Below are 17,938 nucleotides of genomic sequence, written 5' to 3' on the forward strand. Positions count from 1 at the left end.
ATGCACTCAAGTCGTTGAGCGCATCCGGACCGAGTCGTTTTACCTGATACGAGCCGATTACTGCGTCCGGGCTATGCGGATCGGTACGCAGACTTTGGGCGGACAGGTTTGGCAGTTGGCCGGCGCCACGACCGGCAGCAGAATCGAACAGTTCGTTTGCGCATCACGGATCACGACCGACAGGTTACCCGTATTGTTGTCGAACGTTCGGGCAACGCCGTATTCGTACGGACCAGCTTCGGGCGCATCGCCCACTTTCACGAAGTAGGTCGTGGTAGATCCCGTCGTTGTCGGGTTGATGGAGAAGCTATAGCCCGTATTGCCGGTCGGTCCGCACAGGGCCACGATCGGAGCCTGAACCGGCGGCTGGTTCACCACGATGGTAAAGGTGCTCACCCCCGAACAGCCACCCGCCGTGGTTGTTGCCGAAACGCTGTACACCGTAGTGGTGCGGGGCGTCACCTCGAGCGTTGGGCCGGTTGTTCCGTTGCTCCAGACGTAAGTAATGCCCGGGGCCGCGTTGGATACGGTCAGGGTAGCGCTGGTACCGGCGCAGATGGTCGACGAGCTGGCTATGATAACCGGCACTGGTGCGGGATCAACGATAATGATGACCGGACAGCAGTTGCCCGATACGCAGCCCGACATACCCGTTGCGGTAAAGCTGTAACTACCCGATAGCGAAGCCGAGAACGTAGGCGTTGTCGCTACCGACGTCGTCACGTTATCGATCGTGCGGAACCATTCGACACCCGTCGTGTAGCTGGCCGGCGCCGACAGCTGAAGACTGGCCCCTTCGCAAATCCGGACCGGCACACTAACGCATGAACTGGCGATGTCGTCTTCGGCAAAATTTCCGTTACCCGGCGATGAGTCCGGGTCCGACTCGAAACTGCGGATCACTTCGGCTACGTTTGACGTAACCCCCACCGAATCGACCGTGACGGCGATGGCCAGGTTTACCGATGTAGCCGGGCCAGCCAGCGCACTACCAATAGTCCAGCGTCCGGTTACGGGGTCGTAAACGGTACCGGGCGATGCCGTATGCGATACGTAGGTGAAGCCACGCGCGAGGGTATCCCGTATCACGAGGCCCGTGGCGTTGAACTGGGCCGTACGCGTAGCCGAAACGGTAAACGTAACGCTGCTGCCTACGGTAGCCGTTGCGCTGCTCACGGTTTTCGATACGGAAATATCCGCCACGTTCTGATCGCAGCCATCAGGAGTACCGTCGCCATCGGCGTCGAGGAGGTCGCTGCCGGTTGCGCACTTGTCCATACAGTCGGCAATGCCATCGCTGTCTGTGTCGGCTTTGACGTAGGCATGGAAAACGCGCAGATTGACGGCAACGCTGATTCCTGTCAGCGAAATACGGATGCTGTTGAAGGGTTGCGCAGCCTTAAAGCCCAGCTGCACCCGCGACGTAGCGCCCAGCACCGAGGCACCAACCAGCCCGGTACCGCTGAATGATTCACTAACCGTACCGTTGCGATAGGTTGTAATCGTAACCCCACCCAGTAAGTTGAGACCGATGATGCCATCGCCATTGTCGACCAGGAAGCCCGCTTCGTACCCCGCCGGATAGGTCGTATTTGACCGTACCTCGATGTAGCGCGTACAGGCCAGCCCAACGGTTGAGGTGATGGTAGCAAAGTTGGTGGTCGAATCGGCATCGATCAGGTTGGCTTCGCCCGACAGGCTGCCCAGCACGCAGCTGGCTCCCAGCGGCAGCGGACTGATCGAACCGGTGGTTACCGTGGCCGACTCTCCGGCGCTCAGAATAGCGTTTGCACAATCTTTGGGGCAGTTGGCGGGCCCTTCGAAAGCGTAGAATACATCGACCAGCCGGCCCGCCGTAACGGCTCCGGTATAGGCCAGCTCAACCTCGTCGAAGTCCTGCGAGGTAACAAAACTCAGCACCTGCCGACCGTCTCCGCTGCCGCCCAGCACGGCAGCTTTCAGCACACCGGTACCGCTGCTGAAGCTGGCTGTCTCAACCGGATTGGGGTTACCCGTACGGTAGGTGCGAATGACGAACTGATTCAGCAGACTGGCGTCGAGCAGACCCAGGAGCCCGTTGGTACGGTTGCGCACCACAAACCCTACCTCATTTCCACCGGGATAATACTGCAGCGAGTCTTTGACCGAAATACGAAATCCGCCCGCGGCCGACACGCCCAGATCGATGGTGGCTACGTTGTTCAGATTTCCGTCTACAATGGCCGAAGCGCTGCTGCCTCCACAGCCTACGCAAAGCCCCGACGTACGGGCGGTATTGATAAAAGGCCCTCGGGCAGCCCCAACAATGGGGTCCATACAAACCTGATTGTTTTCCCGGGTCTGGGGGGTGGTTTGCGCCATACTGGTAAACACAGTACAGACTAGGGTAGCCAGCGCACCGGCTACGTGTAGTAAAATGCGATTCATGAAGAGTACTTGTGGATTGAATTGGAAAGCCTGCTTTGATCAGGTAGAGGTACAGCAGAAGCCCAAAGCTTCTGAACCAACAAGACATAGTGATCCTGATCAGGCCCTGACAGCCTGCATAAACCACTCACTATCTTGAGGTTAACGGTTGCCTAGCGGAGCGCAGGCAGCAAAGGAGCAGAAGGAATAGCTAACATTTTTTGTTCATAGAGATTATAGATAGGTGTAACGTTGACGATTACTTCGGTCGGCCTCGACTTCTGGTACCGGCATCAGGATTCGCCAATCTGGCAAATGTTTAATATCCTTTTTTGCAGAAGTGATTGCTAAAATTTTACTTACAATAGCTATACCATACAAACCTAAACTTGGCAAGACTTTTTATACCAATTTTTATTTTTCTGCAAACAAAAAGTACACTAAATATAAATTTGATAACATAACCAATTCATAACCAATCAGTAAGCACAAAATTTATCATTAATGAATAAACAAACATTTATAAATTCATTGCCTGGTAAACGCCTGTCCAGACTAAGTAAATTAATTTAAAATATAATTATTCTTCTAATTAGTTACATTTTAGGCGCTCTCAAAAACCATGCTACGCCAGATAGTTTTCCGATCTATTTTATGTACTATTCGCACGCCAGCCTTTTCGCAACGCTGAAGTACCCTGTTCCTTTTTGCTGTTTGGGATCATCTCGGTTGGCCGAACCCGCCCCCGCTTGCAGCCGCCAGGATAAGATCGCTGGCAGGTCAATGTAAATACGGCTATCTTCGCCCAGCCTGTACTACTAATAAATCCCTGTATGCGTAACCCCTTTTTTTATGTTCTTCTGCTGGTGCTGGTCGTATTGGACGGCTGGCTCCTGGCCCACCCTAACCTGATTGGCCGGGCTGGCGTGTTTTTCTTCGATTACACGTACCTCGAAACCTTCCCCGAAGCGCTGGGTACCGTTGCCGCCGTGGTGGCCGTAGCGCTCCTGCTGAGCTGGGCCGTGCAAAAGTTCGGTCGGTCGCTGGCGGTCATCGTGCTGACAGGTTTGCTCGCAGCCTCGGCTTTTTATCTGTTTCAGAGCTTCACCCAGTACAATCAGGGCATCTATAAACTGACCGGAGCCGGGTTTAGGGCCGGGGCTATCCTGCTGCCAGGTTTACTCGTGCTGGTGTTCGGCAAAGCACTCTGGGACGCTGTTTCCAGTCGAAAGCGCTGATCGATAAGCAAATACAGTATTATATGACCGTAATGCCCTGATAAAGGGCATTTTTTATGCGCTAATGGTCCCGTAATGATCCGGTAATAGCCACGTCAGTTGCGCCACAAGCGGCCTTCCGGGGGTTAAGCATCACATCATACCCGAACGGCTGGCGTCGGATCATTTGCCGGTGCTGGCCGTTCGGGCCTACTGACCCACCCGGTACCCTACAAAAAGGACCCACACGGCTCCTTTTTTGCGTATGTTTGGGCGTATGCTCCCCCCCCTATGAAACTCGTCTCCCTGCTACTACTGCTGCTCCCCTTTTCCCTTACGGCTCAGACGGCTTATCTGCTCCGCCCCGACCGCGTTTTCGACGGCGAAACCGTTCATGAAGGCTGGGTCGTTCGCGTAAAAGGAGCCCGGATCGATGCCGTTGGCCCGGCCGCCAGCGTCTCTGCCGAGGGCACCACCCCCGTTGACCTCAAAGGACAGACGCTCCTGCCCGGCCTGATTGAAGGGCATTCGCATCTGCTGCTGCACCCCTACAACGAAACCAGCTGGGACGATCAGGTGTTGAAAGAAGCCCGGTCGCTGCGGGTGGCCCGCGCTACGGTTCACGCCAAAAAAACTCTGCTGGCCGGCTTTACCACCGTTCGGGACCTCGGCACCGAAGGTGCTGACTATGACGATGTGGGCCTGAAACAGGCCATCGATCAGGGTATCATTCCGGGGCCCCGCATGATGGTCGTAACGCGGGCGCTCATTGCCAGTGGCAGTTACGGCCCCAAAGGATTCAGCCCCGATATCAGCGTGCCGCAGGGGGCCGAAGAAGCCGACGGCCACGATGCGCTGATCCGCGCCGTTCGGACGCAGATCGGTAAAGGAGCCGACGCCATCAAGATTTACGCCGATTACCGCTGGGGCCTCATGGCCGAAGCCCGCCCTACCTTCACGATTGAAGAACTGAAGCTGATCGTCGAAACGGCTCGTAGCAGCGGCCGGGGCGTTGTAGCCCACGCCAGCACCGCCGAAGGCATGCGCCGGGCCATTCTGGCCGGCTGCGAAACCGTAGAACATGGCGACGCCGGCACCCCCGAGATCTTTGCCCTCATGAAAAAGAACGGCACGGCGCTCTGTCCGACGCTGGCCGCAGGCGATGCCGTCAGCCAGTACCGAGGCTGGAAAAAAGGACAGGAGCCCGAGCCCGCCCGCATCCGCGAAAAGCGTAATACCTTCAAACAGGCCCTCGACGCGGGCGTAACCATCTGTGCCGGGGGCGACGTAGGTGTCTTTAGCCATGGCGACAACGCCCGCGAACTGGAGATGATGGTCGACTACGGCATGAAACCGCTGGACGTACTTCGCTCCGCTACCGCCATCAATGCCGATGTGTTTCATCTGGCCGACCGGGGCCGCGTTCGGGCGGGTCTGCTGGCTGACCTCGTCGCGGTAGAAGGCGACCCTACGCGCGCCATACTGGCACTCAGGCAGGTACGAGCTGTCATGAAAGGCGGCCAATGGTATCACCAATAAACCAAAACTTATTGGGCAATTGTCGGGTTACTCAACCAGAACCGGCGGTTATCGGGATTTTTAGGCCCCTTTCTCCCGTCATTTGTGTTTTTGGCCTAACTTCGCCGGTCAATGCCAATTGGGATTTATAATCCTTTCTATTTGAGTACACTACCCTAAAACTTTATATGGCGAACTCTGCTGAACTAACCGTCGATGGCAAATCGTTCTCGTTCCCGACTCTGGAAGGGAGCGAACACGAAAAAGCCTTCGATATCTCGTCCCTCCGTGATCAAACCGGCTATGTTACGTTAGACCGGGGTTATAAAAACACTGGTGCTACCCAAAGCGGCATTACGTTTCTTGACGGCGAAGAAGGCATTCTGCGTTACCGGGGTTATTCCATTGAAGACCTGGCGTCGAAAGCGACGTTCCTGGAAGTATCGTACCTGCTGATCTACGGCGAGCTGCCTACTGCCGAGCAGTATGAAACGTTCGTCAACTCGATTCGCCGACATACGCTCGTCAACGAAGACATGCGCAAAATCTTCGACGGCTTCCCGGTCAATGCCCACCCCATGTGCGTGCTGGCATCGCTGGTGAGTGCCATGAGCGCGTTCTATCCCGACTCGCACGAAGGCAATGGCAATACCGATCAGCACATTATCCGGCTGCTGGCCAAACTGCCAACCATTGCCACCTGGTCGTACAAACGGTCGCTGGGTCACCCGACCAACTACCCGAAAAACAACCTCGACTACATTCCGAACTTCCTGAATATGATGTTCGCCCTGCCGGTCGAAGAGTACAAGGTCGATCCGGTAGTTGCCGAAGCGCTGAACGTGCTGCTGATCCTGCACGCCGATCACGAGCAAAACTGCTCGACCAGCACCGTACGGCTCGTAGGCTCTTCGCAGGCCAATATTTATTCGTCTATCTCGGCCGGTATTCAGGCGCTCTGGGGACCGCTCCACGGCGGTGCCAACCAGGAGGTGATCGAGATGCTCGAAGACATCAAAGCCGACGGGGGCGATGTAGGCAAGTATATCGACATGGCTAAGAACGCGAAAACGACGGGCTTCCGGCTGTTCGGCTTCGGCCACCGCGTTTACAAGAATTTCGATCCCCGCGCTAAAATCATCAAGAAAGCCGCCGACGATGTGCTGAACAAACTGGGCGTCAACGATCCGGTGCTCGAGATTGCCAAAGGTCTCGAAGAAGCAGCCCTGAACGATCCGTATTTCGTACAGCGGAAACTGTATCCGAACGTTGATTTCTACTCGGGTATCATCTACCGCGCGCTGGGTATCCCGACCAATATGTTTACGGTGATGTTTGCGATTGGCCGTCTGCCGGGCTGGATTGCCCAGTGGAAAGAAATGCGTGAGCAGAAAGAGCCGATCGGCCGACCACGCCAGATCTACACCGGCGCTACCCTCCGCGAATTCGTGCCGCTGGAAAACCGGTAACGCAGGTATATCCTTACAACGACAGAAGCCCCGACTAACCAATAGTCGGGGCTTCTGTCGTTGTAAGAGCAGTTTATTTACATAGTCACGCTCCTATCGGCGTTCTTCTCAAAGTAGTTCGAGTCACGTTTGGCGTCGTCAACACTCTTCACGACCAGTTTAGGGCGGGCTCCGAACAGACCAAAGCGGGTTTTGTACTGCACAACGTACGTCTGACCGTCTTGTACGTCCAGCTGTACCATGCGTTTCGAGCCCTCTCTGGCCGAAATGGTATGCATGCCGGGTGCCAGACTCGTTGTGTACATCGATTTATTTTTCAGCCGGGTCAGCTCCTGGCCGTCGGCAATTACTTTGTATTTGGCCATGGAGCCATACAGGCAGCCATCCCGGAAGATTATGACCTTGGCCGCCTGGGGGGCGCCAGCGGGGCGGGGTGTTTCGGCAGTAGCCATAAGAGCAGCCATAGACAGGCTGAGTGCGATCACGATCGTTTTCATAACGTTTGGTAGTTAATGGCTCACCCGACTGCCGGATAAGCTGATTTAACCTACGACCGCCGGATATACTTAGATTGCGGGGGCATAAAAAAACGGCTGGATTACGTCCAGCCGTCATGCAGTTCAGGTCAGTGCCTGTATGCGTTGTTTGCGCTTAATCGTCGATTTCGCCTTCGTCGTCCCCTTCGGTAGCCGCCAGAACAGGATCGGTCAGCGCGTCATCGTCTTCGGCGATCTTAGCCCGGATCTTGCCTTCGAGCTCAGCCATCAGTTCCGGATTATCGAGCAGCAATTCTTTCACGGCATCGCGACCCTGTGCCAGGCGGCTGGTACCGTACGAGAACCACGAGCCCGACTTCTTCACGATCTCCATTTCGACAGCCAGGTCAAGAACTTCGCCGACTTTCGAGATACCCTGTCCGTACATGATGTCAAACTCAACCACTTTAAACGGAGCGGCCAGTTTGTTTTTCACGACTTTCACCTTGGTCCGGTTACCCACTACATTGTCGGCACCTTCTTTGATCTGACCAATACGGCGGATATCGATCCGAACCGACGCGTAGAATTTGAGAGCGTTACCACCGGTGGTTGTTTCGGGGTTACCGAACATCACGCCGATTTTCTCGCGCAGCTGGTTGATGAATATGCAGCAGCAGCCGGTTTTGTTGATCGTACCCGTCAGTTTCCGCAGCGCCTGGCTCATCAGACGAGCCTGCAGACCCATTTTACTTTCGCCCATTTCGCCTTCGATCTCGGCTTTTGGCACGAGGGCGGCTACGGAGTCAATAACGATGATGTCGATAGCACCGGAGCTAATCAGGTGCTCGGCAATTTCGAGAGCCTGTTCGCCATTATCGGGCTGCGAGATCAGCAGGTTTTTGGTGTCGATACCGAGTTTTTCGGCGTATACGCGGTCAAAAGCGTGTTCGGCGTCGATGAAGGCCGCCAGACCGCCCGCTTTCTGCGCTTCGGCGATGCAGTGCATCGTGAGCGTGGTTTTACCCGACGATTCAGGGCCGTAGATTTCAACGACGCGACCGCGCGGCATACCGCCAATACCCAACGCCAGATCCAGTCCCAGCGAGCCCGTCGAGATCACCGGAACGTCAACGACTTTGCTTTCGCTCAGCCGCATTACGGTGCCTTTACCGAACGCTTTGTCTAGCTTTTCAATGGTGGTCTGAAGCGCTTTTAGTTTACTGTCATTAGCAGATGCTGTGGCTTGCGCCGTATCTGATTTTGCCATGTTGGATGGTTGTTTAAACAGATAAAATTACCCAAAAACGCCCAGATTTCCAAGGCCTGTTTCGGAAATAATTAGAGCTTCTGACCCAACTTAAATACGCTTTCGGAAGACCCGAAACGGAGCCCGCAAAGGCTGTTTTCCAGACGGGTCTGTGTCAGCTACATAGCCCTTCAAAACGCACCAAACGCCTGGTCTCTTACCGGATCAGGCGTTTGGGTTTGCTTACAGCGTTGAGTCGGCCGGTACGGTTTGCTGATCAGGAGCCGCGGGCTGCTGGGTTTGGGGCTGGGTTTGCGGTTGCGGGTACCCCTGGGGCTGGCCACCCGGGTAGTTCGGGTTGGCGCCGTAGGGCTGCTGCGGTGGCCCAATCACTTCCACATTGGTGATGTAGTACTTGGTGTCGCCGTTCCAGGGCAGTTTCAGGATTTTTTCTTCGTAATGCAGCGTAACGCGCTGGCCGGTTTTTACCGCCTGCGTAATCTGGGCGGCAACGGCTTCATCTTTGACCGAAAAATCAAAATACTGGGGTGTCAGCGAGCCGGTTTCGCCCGAGAAGCCGCCCACGTTCAGCACGCCTTCGTAGGTTTTAAAGACAAAGCCACGGCGGCTGAATTTGGAAACCGTTCCGGCCCGCTCGCCGTCGCTGTAACTCCAGCCGGTAAGCACGTACAGAATGCCGAAAACGACTAATAGAAACAATAGGAAGTACAGAATGCCTCGCATCGACTTGTTGGTTTAGTAGCAATGTATGACCGCACAAATAGACAAAATTTTCCGGTAACTTTCAGTCCGTCCTGATCGTGAGCGCCAATAATTCGCCGGTGTTCCAAACCCTAGCCTGTCTTTTACGGGCCTGCCGCCTGAAGTTTTGCGCCACTTTGCGTTACTTTGCGCCCGGTATACCTACCAACCTAATGGCTTGGTAATCATACCTGAAAAAATAGACTTTTTCGTTGTTAACCCTTTTTTCTTACACAATGAGTACCATCCAAAGCATTCATGCCCGGCAAATACTGGATTCGCGCGGCAATCCAACTGTAGAAGTTGACGTCCGCACCGAAAATGGCTACCTGGGTCGGGCGGCCGTACCATCGGGCGCGTCTACAGGCACCCACGAAGCTGTTGAACTGCGCGATGACGATGCGAAAGTGTACGTTGGCAAAGGCGTGCTGAAAGCGGTATCGAACGTTAACGAACTGATCTTCCCGGAACTGGTTGGCATTTCGGTATACGAACAAAGCATGATCGACAAAATCATGCTCGAGCTCGATGGCACGACCAACAAAGGCCGCCTGGGCGCCAATGCTATTCTGGGGGTATCGCTGGCCGTGGCTAAAGCCGCTGCGCAGGAAGCGGGTCTGCCGCTGTACCGGTACATTGGGGGCGTCAATGCCAACACCCTGCCGGTACCGATGATGAACATCCTCAACGGCGGTTCGCATGCCGACAATTCAATCGACTTCCAGGAGTTCATGGTTATGCCGGCCAACGCGCCCAGCTTCTCGGAAGCGCTGCGCATGGGTACCGAAATTTTCCATACGCTCAAGAAAGTACTGAAGAGCCAGGGCCTGGCGACCAACGTTGGTGACGAGGGCGGTTTTGCGCCTAACATCAAATCGAACGAAGAGGCTATCCAGACCATTCTGCAGGCCATCGAAAAAGCAGGCTACCGCCCGGGCGAAGACGTCTGGATCGCGATGGATGCCGCTTCGTCGGAGTTCTACGATGCCGATGCCAAACAGTATTACTTTAAAAAATCGACCGGCGACAAACTGACGTCGTCCGAGATGGCCGGCTACTGGAAAGAGTGGGTTAGCAAATACCCCATCCTGAGCATCGAAGACGGCATGGCCGAAGATGATTGGGATGGCTGGAAACAGCATACCGAACTCCTGAAAGGTACGAAAACCCAACTCGTGGGCGACGACCTGTTCGTGACCAACGTAACGCGGCTTCAGCAGGGTATCGACGGCGGTATCGCCAACGCCATTCTGGTTAAGGTAAACCAGATCGGTTCGCTCACCGAAACCATCGACGCCGTAAATCTGGCTCACCGCAACTCGTACAAGAGTGTGATGTCGCACCGGTCGGGCGAAACCGAAGATGCGACCATTGCCGACCTGGCCGTAGCACTCAACACAGGCCAGATCAAAACCGGTTCGGCTTCGCGCTCAGACCGTATGGCCAAGTACAATCAGCTGCTGCGTATCGAGGAAGAACTGGGCGAAACCGCCTACTTCCCCGGCCTGAAGTTCTAATAACGGTATTCAGACTATGGTTCATACCGTGGTCCGTGTCCTCACCGGGACGCGCAGTCGGACCACACAGGCGTCAGCAAAACCATCCGGATAAGTGGTTCGTGAGGACATGGACCACGGTGTGAATCAAACCCTGAATACCGAATTCTAATACATTGTTTCGTTATGCAGACCCTCCTTCGTCGTCTCCGCAATTTTTACGTCGCTACGGCGCTGGTGCTGCTGACCTGGATGACGTTTTTCGACGCCAACGATTTGCCGTCGCAAATACGGAACTGGTGGAAGCTTCGCGAGTTGGAGGGCGACGCTGCATTTTACGAAGGGCGCATCAAAGACATCCGTCGGGAACGGCGCGAGGTGCTGGGTAACGACCGGCTTCGGGAAAAGTACGCCCGCGAGAAGTACCTGATGAAGAAGCCCACCGAAGACATCTTCGTCATCGTAGACGAGAACAATGAACCGCTTGAAAAATAGGTATGAGCGATGAGTTGTGAGCGATGCCAACCCTCATAACTCATCGCTCATAACTCATCACCTCATTCTATGATTGCTGTTCTCTTCGTCTGTTATGGCAACATCTGCCGGTCGCCGGTAGCAGAGGGAGTATTTCGGGACCTGGTGGCCGCGGCCGGCCTGAGCGAACAGATCCGCTGCGATTCAGCCGGTACCTCGTCGTATCACCTCGGGCAGCTACCCGACCGCCGAACCCGCGAGAATGCCCTCGAACACGGCCTGACGCTCACTCACCGCGCCCGGCGCCTGACGGGCGAAGACCTGGCCCAGTTCGACTACTTCGTGGCCATGGATGAGCAGAACCTCGAAGCCATCGAGAAACTGAATTACCGCGCCACCGGGCTCTACACGCAGGATACCATTTTTCTGCTGCGCGAATTTGACCCTGAGGTCAGCGACCAGCCCAACGTACCCGACCCGTATTACGAAGGCCCCGATGTATTTGAAGAGGTCTATCAGATAACCCTCCGCTGCTGCCGGCAGCTACTAACCTATCTGGTCAACGAGCGAATGAGTGAATGGCAGGCTGGTCCGACCGAACAGAACGAATAAAAGACCAGCCAGACACTCAGTCACTCAGGCCCAAAATCACTCATTAAACCTGTCATGAACAAGAAAGTCATTCTCATCATTCTCGACGGCTGGGGTATTCCGCTCAAGCCGGAGGTGTCAGCGATCGAAGCAGCCAGCGTTCCGTTTGTGCGGTCGCTTTACCCCCGATACCCGAACAGTACCCTCGAGGCATCGGGGCTGGCCGTTGGTCTGCCAGCCGGCCAGATGGGTAACTCCGAAGTAGGTCACATGAACCTCGGCGCCGGTCGGGTCGTTTATCAGGACCTGGTGAAAATCAACAAAGCAGTCGACGAACATACCCTCGACACCGAACCCGTTCTGGTCGACGCGCTGGCCTATGCCAAACGTACCGGCAAAAAAGTACACTTCATCGGGCTGGTGTCTGACGGGGGCGTTCATGCCCATATCGACCATCTGAAAGGGTTGCTGTCCATCGCCCACACGCATGCCCTGACCGATGTGTTCGTTCATGCGTTCACCGACGGCCGCGACACCGACCCCAAAAGTGGCATTGGTTTCCTGACGGACCTGCAGCAGCACATGGCCGCTACGACCGGTCAGATCGCCAGCGTAACCGGCCGGTATTACGCCATGGACCGCGACAACCGCTGGGAACGCGTTCGGGTAGCCTACGACGCGATGGTCCATGGACTGGGCGCCGTTACCTGCGCGCCTGAGGCCGTAACCCGCGTTCTTCAGGATTCGTACGACGCCGACGTAACCGATGAATTCGTGAAGCCGATCATTGTTACGAAAGCCGATGGGTCGCCAGCGGCTGTCATCGAAGAAGGGGATGTGGTGCTGTGTTTCAATTTCCGTACCGACCGGGGCCGCGAGATCACCCAGGCGCTGACGCAGAAAGACTACCCCGAGCAGGGCATGACGAAGCTGGCGCTCAACTACATCACCCTGACCAAATACGACGACGATTTCACCGGCGTAAAAATCATCTTCGAGAAAGACAACCTGCAGAATACGCTGGGCGAAGTCATTGCCGGCGCGGGCCGAAAGCAGATTCGGATTGCCGAAACCGAAAAGTATCCGCACGTTACGTTCTTTTTCTCGGGCGGGCGCGAGGAGCCTTTTGCCGGCGAGAAGCGCATTCTGTGCCCTTCGCCCAAAGAAATGGTCGTTTACGATGCGCAGGGCGTGGCTACCACCATTCCGGTCAAGACCTACGATCAAAAGCCCGAAATGGCGGCCTACGACATCCGCGACGCTATTATTCCGGAGTTGCAGAACGAAGAAACGGATTTCATCTGCCTCAACTTCGCCAATACCGATATGGTGGGTCATACGGGCGTGTTCGAAGCCGTTAAGAAAGCGGCCGAAACCGCCGATACCTGCACCAAAGCGGTAGTTGAAGCTGCCCTGGAGCATGGTTATACGGCCATCATCATTGCCGACCACGGTAACGCCGAATATATGGTCAACGACGACGGGTCGCCCAACACGGCGCATACGACCAACCTCGTACCCTGTATCCTGGTCGACAAAGATTATCACCCAACGCTGAACAGCGGCAAACTGGCCGACATTGCGCCTACCATTCTGCACCTGATGGGCATCCAGCAACCCCGCGAAATGACCGGCGTCAGTCTGATTGGGCAGTAGAAGGTCAACTTGTTCCTAGAGCCAACAAGCCCCGCCAGCGATCTGGCGGGGCTTGTTGGCTCTAGGAACCGAAGGGCTTACATATCCAGCAGGAGCCGGGAGGGGTCTTCCAGAATCTGTTTCACACGAACCAGGAAGCTTACCGACTCTTTGCCGTCAATGATGCGGTGGTCGTAGCTCAGCGCTACGTACATGATCGGGCGGATTACAATCTCACCATTCACTACAACCGCACGCTCTACAATATTATGCATTCCCAGAATAGCCGACTGCGGTGCGTTGATGATGGGCGTCGAGAGCATCGACCCAAACGTACCGCCGTTGGTGATCGTGAAGGTACCCCCTGTCATCTGCTCGATGGTCAGCTTGTTATCGCGGGCCAGGCCAGCCAGTCGGCCAATCTCTTTCTCGATCTGGGCAAAGCTCAGCTGCTCGGCGTTCCGGATAACCGGCACGACCAGCCCCCGATCGGTCGATACCGCAATCGATACATCGCAGAAGTCGTTGTAGACAATCTGGTCGCCATCGATCTGGGCGTTTACCGCCGGGAAGTCTTTCAGGGCCGCACAAACCGCTTTGGTGAAGAACGACATGAAGCCGAGGCCCACGCCGTGTTTCTCCTTGAATTTATCTTTGTACTTGTTCCGCAGGTCCATGATCGGCTTCATGTCCACCTCGTTGAAGGTAGTCAGCATGGCCGTTTCGTTCTTGACGGCCACTAACCGACGCGCAATAGTCCGGCGCAGCGAGGTCATTTTTTCACGACGCTGGTTGCGGCTGCCTGGGGCGGCTGCGGGTTGCGGGCTGGGCGCAGTTGCCTTGGCGGCTGGTGCGGGCGCCGACGGAGCGGGTTGCGCGGCTGGCTGCGCCGGGCTGGGCGCAGCTTTCATAGCATCTTCTTTGGTGATGCGGCCTTCTACGCCGGTACCAGCTACCTGTTTGGCATCGATCCCTTTTTCGGCCAGGATTTTAGCCGCTGCGGGCGAGGGGTGGTTAGCCGCGTAGCTTTCCTGTCCGTTGCTGCCGTTAGCCGAAGGGGCCGGCGCAGTGGCCGCTGCGGGCGCCGACGGAGCGGAGCTGGGTGCGGGCTGACCAGCTGCCGAACTTGTTTCGATTTTGGCAATCAGCCCCCCGATGGGCAGGGTCTCGCCAGCCTGGGCAACGATGCGCAGGATACCAGCCGCTTCGGCGGGTAGTTCGAAGGTAGCTTTGTCTGACTCCAGTTCGCAGAGTACTTCGTCCAGCGCTACCTGATCGCCGTCTTTCTTACTCCAGGAAGCAATGGTAACTTCCGTAACCGACTCCCCAACGGCCGGCACTTTCATGTCAATAACGTTACCTCCCGTTGCAGGAGCCGCGGCTGGCGCGTCGGCCTTAGGGGCTTCGCTGGCCGGAGCGGGCTGCGGATCGGCTTTGGGCGCTTCGGCCGGAGCGGGTTCGGCCGCCGGAGCCGGAGTAGCACTACCGGTTGAGCCCGATCCGTCGGTGTCGATCGAGCAGATGCTGGCGCCAATGGGCAGTACATCGCCTTCCTGAGCCAGGATGTGCAGTACGCCATCAGCTTCGGCCGTCAGTTCAAACGTCGCTTTATCGGAATCGAGTCCACACAGGACATCGTCCATCTTTACGTGGTCACCTTCTTTTTTGTACCAGGTGCCCACGGTCACTTCGGTGATGCTTTCCCCCACTGCGGGGATCTTCATGTCAACGGCCATAATTATCGGTTTTCGGTTTTCAGGCTTCGCGGTATGTAGCTACCAGGTAAAGAAACTACCCGAAACTACATACCGTATACCCTACTCCTATTTAGTCAAACGCTCTACGAACGATGTCAGCTTGTTCCTGGGTATGTACTTTGGCATAGCCGGTAGCGGGCGAAGCTGCGGCATGGCGCGAGATAATGGGCAGGGTCAGCCCGATCCGAAGCAGGTAGGTCCAGTAGCCCATGTTTTCGGGTTCTTCCTGTACCCAGAACTTCTCGGCTTTGCCATACTGCGCCAGCACGGCATCCAGCTGCGTTTTGGGCAGCGGAGCCAGCTGTTCGAGCCGGATGATAGCCACATCCTCGCGCTGGTCGGCCTGCTGTTTGTCGAGCAGGTCGTAATAAATTTTACCCGTGCAGAGCAGTACCCGTTTTACCTTTTTCGGCTTGGCGTAGGTATCGCCCAGCACCTCCTGGAACGAGCCTTTGGTAAGGTCTTCGAGGGGTGAGATGCACTTGGGATGCCGCAGCAGCGACTTGGGCGACATAACGACCAGCGGTTTCCGGAACGACCACGCCAGCTGACGACGCAGCAGGTGGAAGAAGTTAGCCGGCGACGATACGTTAGCCACGATCATGTTGTGCTCCGCGTACAGCTGCAGATATCGCTCGGGCCGGGCGTTCGAGTGCTCTGGGCCCTGGCCTTCGTAGCCATGCGGCAGAAGCAGCGTTACGCCGTTCTGGATGCCCCATTTCGACTCGGCAGCCGCAATAAACTGGTCGATGATCAGCTGGGCGCCGTTCGAGAAATCACCGAACTGCGCTTCCCAAATCACGAGCGCGTGGGGGTTGGCCATGGCGTAGCCATATTCGAAACCGAGAACGCCGTACTCCGACAACAGCGAGTTGTAGGCCTGAAACTTCGGCTGGCCTTCTTTGATGAAGTCGAGCGATGAATAGGTTGCGTTCGTCTCTACGTCGTGCAGGACGGCATGGCGGTGCGAGAACGTGCCCCGCTGTACGTCCTGGCCGCTCAGCCGAACGGGGCGACCGTCCAGCAGCAGCGACCCGTAGGCCAGCAGCTCGGCCGTTCCCCAGTTTACCGTTTTGGTTTCGGTGAGCATGGTCTGCCGATCTTTCAGCAGCTTTTCGATCTGCTTCAGTGGCTTGAAGCCCTCGGGTATTTTTACCAGCGCCTGACCAATCTGATCGAGCGTTTCGGCGGGCACCCCCGTCTCGGGCGACTTCTCGAAATCCTGCGGCTCGGCAAAGCGGAGCTCAGCCCAGTCGAGGTCAAGCCGGAGGGGTTTGTAAGGAATCTCGGCTTTCTGCTTAACCCGATCGAGCCGATCCTGCAGTTGCTTCTTGAACTCGGTATCCATCCGCTGCGCCAGCTCCGCGTCTACATCGCCCCGCTCGATGAGCAGGTTTTTGTACAGCTCGCGCAGGTTGGCCCGCTTGTCGATGATGCTGTACATGGTCGGCTGGGTAAACTTCGGTTCATCCGACTCGTTGTGTCCGTAGCGCCGGTAACATACCATGTCGATAAACACGTCGCGGTTGAATTTCTCACGGAATTCAACCGCCAGCTTGGCGCAGAAAGTTACCGCTTCCGGATCGTCGCCGTTGACGTGGAAAATGGGAGCGTCGATGATCTTGGCAATATCCGAGCAGTAGATCGACGAGCGCGCATCGTCAAAATCGGTGGTAAAGCCGACCTGGTTGTTGATCACGAAATGTACCGTACCGCCGGTCTGATAGCCAGCCAGCTTGGCCATCTGGGTTACTTCGTACACGATACCCTGTCCCGCCACGGCCGCGTCGCCATGGATCAGAATCGGCATGATCTTGGTGAAATCGCCGTTATATTCTTCATCGGCCTGCGCCCGCACGAATCCTTCCACGACCGGATTGACGGCTTCGAGGTGTGAGGGGTTAGGGGCCAGCTTCACGCTGATCTGTTTACCGTTGGGCGTTTCGGTTAGGCTCGAGTAGCCGAGGTGGTATTTTACGTCGCCGTCGCCATGCACCTGCTGGGGTACATTGCCTTCGAAACCGTCGAAGATCGATTCGTACGATTTACCCAGAATGTTGGCCAGCACGTTGAGACGACCCCGGTGGGCCATCCCGATCATCACCTCTTCAACACCCATATCGGCGGCTGTGCTGATGATGGTGTCGAGGGCGGGAATGGTGGCTTCACCGCCTTCGAGCGAAAAGCGCTTCTGACCGAGGTATTTGGTAGCCAAGAAGTTTTCGAATACCGACGCTTCGTTCAGCTTTTCGAGAATACGCTTCTTCTCCGACACCGAAGGGCTGAAGACCAGCGCTTCTTTCTCGATTTTGTTGCGGAGCCAGTTTTTAACGTCCAGCTCCCGGATGTACATATACTCAAAGCCGATGTTCCCCGCGTAGATCTTCTGGAGCGACTCCATGATCTTGCGCAGGGTAGCCGGTCCGATACCCAGCAGCTTACCCGATTCGAAGGTCGTATCGAGGTCGGCGTCAGACAGGGCGTAGTCAGGCAGGTCAACGCGGGGCTGACGATCTTTCCGGGCTTTGAGCGGGTTGGTTTTGGCCAGCAGGTGCCCCCGCGAGCGGTAGGCTTTGATCAGGCTGGCTACTGATACTTCTTTTTCGCGGTCCGACGGGTCGGCATGGCTGGCATCCACGGGTTTCGTAGCAGCCGCCTGGCCGTTTGTGGCTGCGCCGTTGGTTTTGGCCGCGCCGTTGGTTGTTGATCCGGCAGTTTCGCCGTAGGTTAAGGAGAACTCAAATCCTTTAAAAAATTGCTGCCAGCTTTGGTCAACTGATTGAGGGTCTTGCTTATAAGACTGGTACAGTTGATCTACGTAAGCCGCGTCAGAGTTGGCAATGTATGAATACTGGTCCATGACGAAGGCGCGTCGTTGTTTTGACCCG

General features: G+C 56.1%; 13 protein-coding genes. 7 read left to right on the forward strand and 6 right to left on the reverse strand.

Features of this window, described 5'->3' with window-relative positions:
* Positions 1 to 57: 57 nt before the first annotated feature.
* Positions 58 to 2,427 (reverse strand): Ig-like domain-containing protein, encoded by a 2,370-nt coding sequence (locus EQG79_RS17550; RefSeq protein ID WP_129602895.1) that lies wholly within the window; start codon positions 2,425 to 2,427, stop codon positions 58 to 60.
* An 812-nt stretch (positions 2,428 to 3,239) separates the two neighbouring features.
* Here EQG79_RS17550 and EQG79_RS17555 point away from each other — a divergent pair.
* The 3 genes from EQG79_RS17555 to EQG79_RS17565 all read left to right on the forward strand — a co-directional run bounded on the left by EQG79_RS17555 (position 3,240) and on the right by EQG79_RS17565 (position 6,610).
* On the forward strand, positions 3,240 to 3,644 hold the full coding sequence (locus tag EQG79_RS17555) for a hypothetical protein (protein WP_077924385.1): 405 nt from the start codon (positions 3,240 to 3,242) through the stop codon (positions 3,642 to 3,644).
* Between the two features lie 270 nt (positions 3,645 to 3,914).
* Positions 3,915 to 5,162 (forward strand): metal-dependent hydrolase family protein, encoded by a 1,248-nt coding sequence (locus EQG79_RS17560; protein WP_129602897.1) that lies wholly within the window; start codon positions 3,915 to 3,917, stop codon positions 5,160 to 5,162.
* A 167-nt stretch (positions 5,163 to 5,329) separates the two neighbouring features.
* Entirely contained in the window at positions 5,330 to 6,610 is a 1,281-nt protein-coding gene (locus tag EQG79_RS17565; RefSeq protein WP_129602899.1) for a citrate synthase, read from the forward strand.
* Positions 6,611 to 6,687: 77 nt separating this feature from the next.
* Here the strand turns inward: EQG79_RS17565 and EQG79_RS17570 are convergent, their stop codons facing one another.
* From EQG79_RS17570 to EQG79_RS17580, 3 genes are all read right to left on the reverse strand, one after another.
* Complete coding sequence (locus tag EQG79_RS17570; RefSeq protein ID WP_077924388.1) at positions 6,688 to 7,107, reverse strand: DUF2846 domain-containing protein; 420 nt, start codon at positions 7,105 to 7,107, stop codon at positions 6,688 to 6,690.
* A gap of 154 nt (positions 7,108 to 7,261) precedes the next feature.
* Complete coding sequence (recA, locus tag EQG79_RS17575) at positions 7,262 to 8,356, reverse strand: recombinase RecA (RefSeq protein WP_077924389.1); 1,095 nt, start codon at positions 8,354 to 8,356, stop codon at positions 7,262 to 7,264.
* Between the two features lie 222 nt (positions 8,357 to 8,578).
* Positions 8,579 to 9,079: a hypothetical protein gene (locus EQG79_RS17580; protein WP_077924390.1), complete on the reverse strand. Its 501-nt coding sequence runs from the start codon at positions 9,077 to 9,079 to the stop codon at positions 8,579 to 8,581.
* Positions 9,080 to 9,333: 254 nt separating this feature from the next.
* Between EQG79_RS17580 and eno the strand changes: the two genes are divergently transcribed.
* From eno to gpmI, 4 genes are all read left to right on the forward strand, one after another.
* Positions 9,334 to 10,614 carry a phosphopyruvate hydratase gene (gene eno, locus EQG79_RS17585; RefSeq protein WP_077924391.1) on the forward strand — a complete coding sequence of 427 codons (1,281 nt, stop codon included), beginning with the start codon at positions 9,334 to 9,336 and terminating at the stop codon, positions 10,612 to 10,614.
* Between the two features lie 165 nt (positions 10,615 to 10,779).
* Positions 10,780 to 11,088, forward strand: coding sequence for an FtsB family cell division protein (locus EQG79_RS17590; RefSeq protein ID WP_077924392.1), 309 nt, complete (start codon positions 10,780 to 10,782; stop codon positions 11,086 to 11,088).
* Positions 11,089 to 11,157: 69 nt separating this feature from the next.
* Entirely contained in the window at positions 11,158 to 11,679 is a 522-nt protein-coding gene (locus tag EQG79_RS17595) for a low molecular weight protein-tyrosine-phosphatase (RefSeq protein ID WP_077924393.1), read from the forward strand.
* Between the two features lie 54 nt (positions 11,680 to 11,733).
* Positions 11,734 to 13,314, forward strand: a complete 1,581-nt coding sequence (gpmI, locus tag EQG79_RS17600; RefSeq protein WP_077924394.1) for a 2,3-bisphosphoglycerate-independent phosphoglycerate mutase — start codon at positions 11,734 to 11,736, stop codon at positions 13,312 to 13,314.
* Between the two features lie 77 nt (positions 13,315 to 13,391).
* On the opposite strand, the gene odhB is transcribed toward gpmI, so the two are convergent.
* Both odhB and EQG79_RS17610 read right to left on the reverse strand, forming a co-directional pair.
* Positions 13,392 to 15,029 carry a 2-oxoglutarate dehydrogenase complex dihydrolipoyllysine-residue succinyltransferase gene (gene odhB, locus EQG79_RS17605; RefSeq protein ID WP_129602902.1) on the reverse strand — a complete coding sequence of 546 codons (1,638 nt, stop codon included), beginning with the start codon at positions 15,027 to 15,029 and terminating at the stop codon, positions 13,392 to 13,394.
* A 91-nt stretch (positions 15,030 to 15,120) separates the two neighbouring features.
* A complete protein-coding gene (locus tag EQG79_RS17610; protein WP_129602904.1) occupies positions 15,121 to 17,910 on the reverse strand; it encodes a 2-oxoglutarate dehydrogenase E1 component in 2,790 nt (929 codons plus the stop codon).
* Positions 17,911 to 17,938 lie beyond the last annotated feature (28 nt).

It is taken from the genome of Spirosoma sordidisoli (assembly GCF_004138325.1).
Lineage (GTDB): Bacteria > Bacteroidota > Bacteroidia > Cytophagales > Spirosomataceae > Spirosoma > Spirosoma sordidisoli.

Bases quoted from the DNA above. Each gene is read 5' to 3' on its own strand.
- EQG79_RS17595 (WP_077924393.1), top strand. From the start codon at position 11,158: ATGATTGCTGTTCTCTTCGTCTGTTATGGCAACATCTGCCGGTCGCCG.
- odhB (WP_129602902.1), bottom strand. From the start codon at position 15,029: ATGGCCGTTGACATGAAGATCCCCGCAGTGGGGGAAAGCATCACCGAA.
- EQG79_RS17610 (WP_129602904.1), bottom strand. From the start codon at position 17,910: ATGGACCAGTATTCATACATTGCCAACTCTGACGCGGCTTACGTAGAT.
- EQG79_RS17590 (WP_077924392.1), top strand. From the start codon at position 10,780: ATGCAGACCCTCCTTCGTCGTCTCCGCAATTTTTACGTCGCTACGGCG.
- EQG79_RS17570 (WP_077924388.1), bottom strand. From the start codon at position 7,107: ATGAAAACGATCGTGATCGCACTCAGCCTGTCTATGGCTGCTCTTATG.
- recA (WP_077924389.1), bottom strand. From the start codon at position 8,356: ATGGCAAAATCAGATACGGCGCAAGCCACAGCATCTGCTAATGACAGT.
- gpmI (WP_077924394.1), top strand. From the start codon at position 11,734: ATGAACAAGAAAGTCATTCTCATCATTCTCGACGGCTGGGGTATTCCG.
- EQG79_RS17580 (WP_077924390.1), bottom strand. From the start codon at position 9,079: ATGCGAGGCATTCTGTACTTCCTATTGTTTCTATTAGTCGTTTTCGGC.
- EQG79_RS17565 (WP_129602899.1), top strand. From the start codon at position 5,330: ATGGCGAACTCTGCTGAACTAACCGTCGATGGCAAATCGTTCTCGTTC.
- eno (WP_077924391.1), top strand. From the start codon at position 9,334: ATGAGTACCATCCAAAGCATTCATGCCCGGCAAATACTGGATTCGCGC.
- EQG79_RS17555 (WP_077924385.1), top strand. From the start codon at position 3,240: ATGCGTAACCCCTTTTTTTATGTTCTTCTGCTGGTGCTGGTCGTATTG.
- EQG79_RS17560 (WP_129602897.1), top strand. From the start codon at position 3,915: ATGAAACTCGTCTCCCTGCTACTACTGCTGCTCCCCTTTTCCCTTACG.
- EQG79_RS17550 (WP_129602895.1), bottom strand. From the start codon at position 2,427: ATGAATCGCATTTTACTACACGTAGCCGGTGCGCTGGCTACCCTAGTC.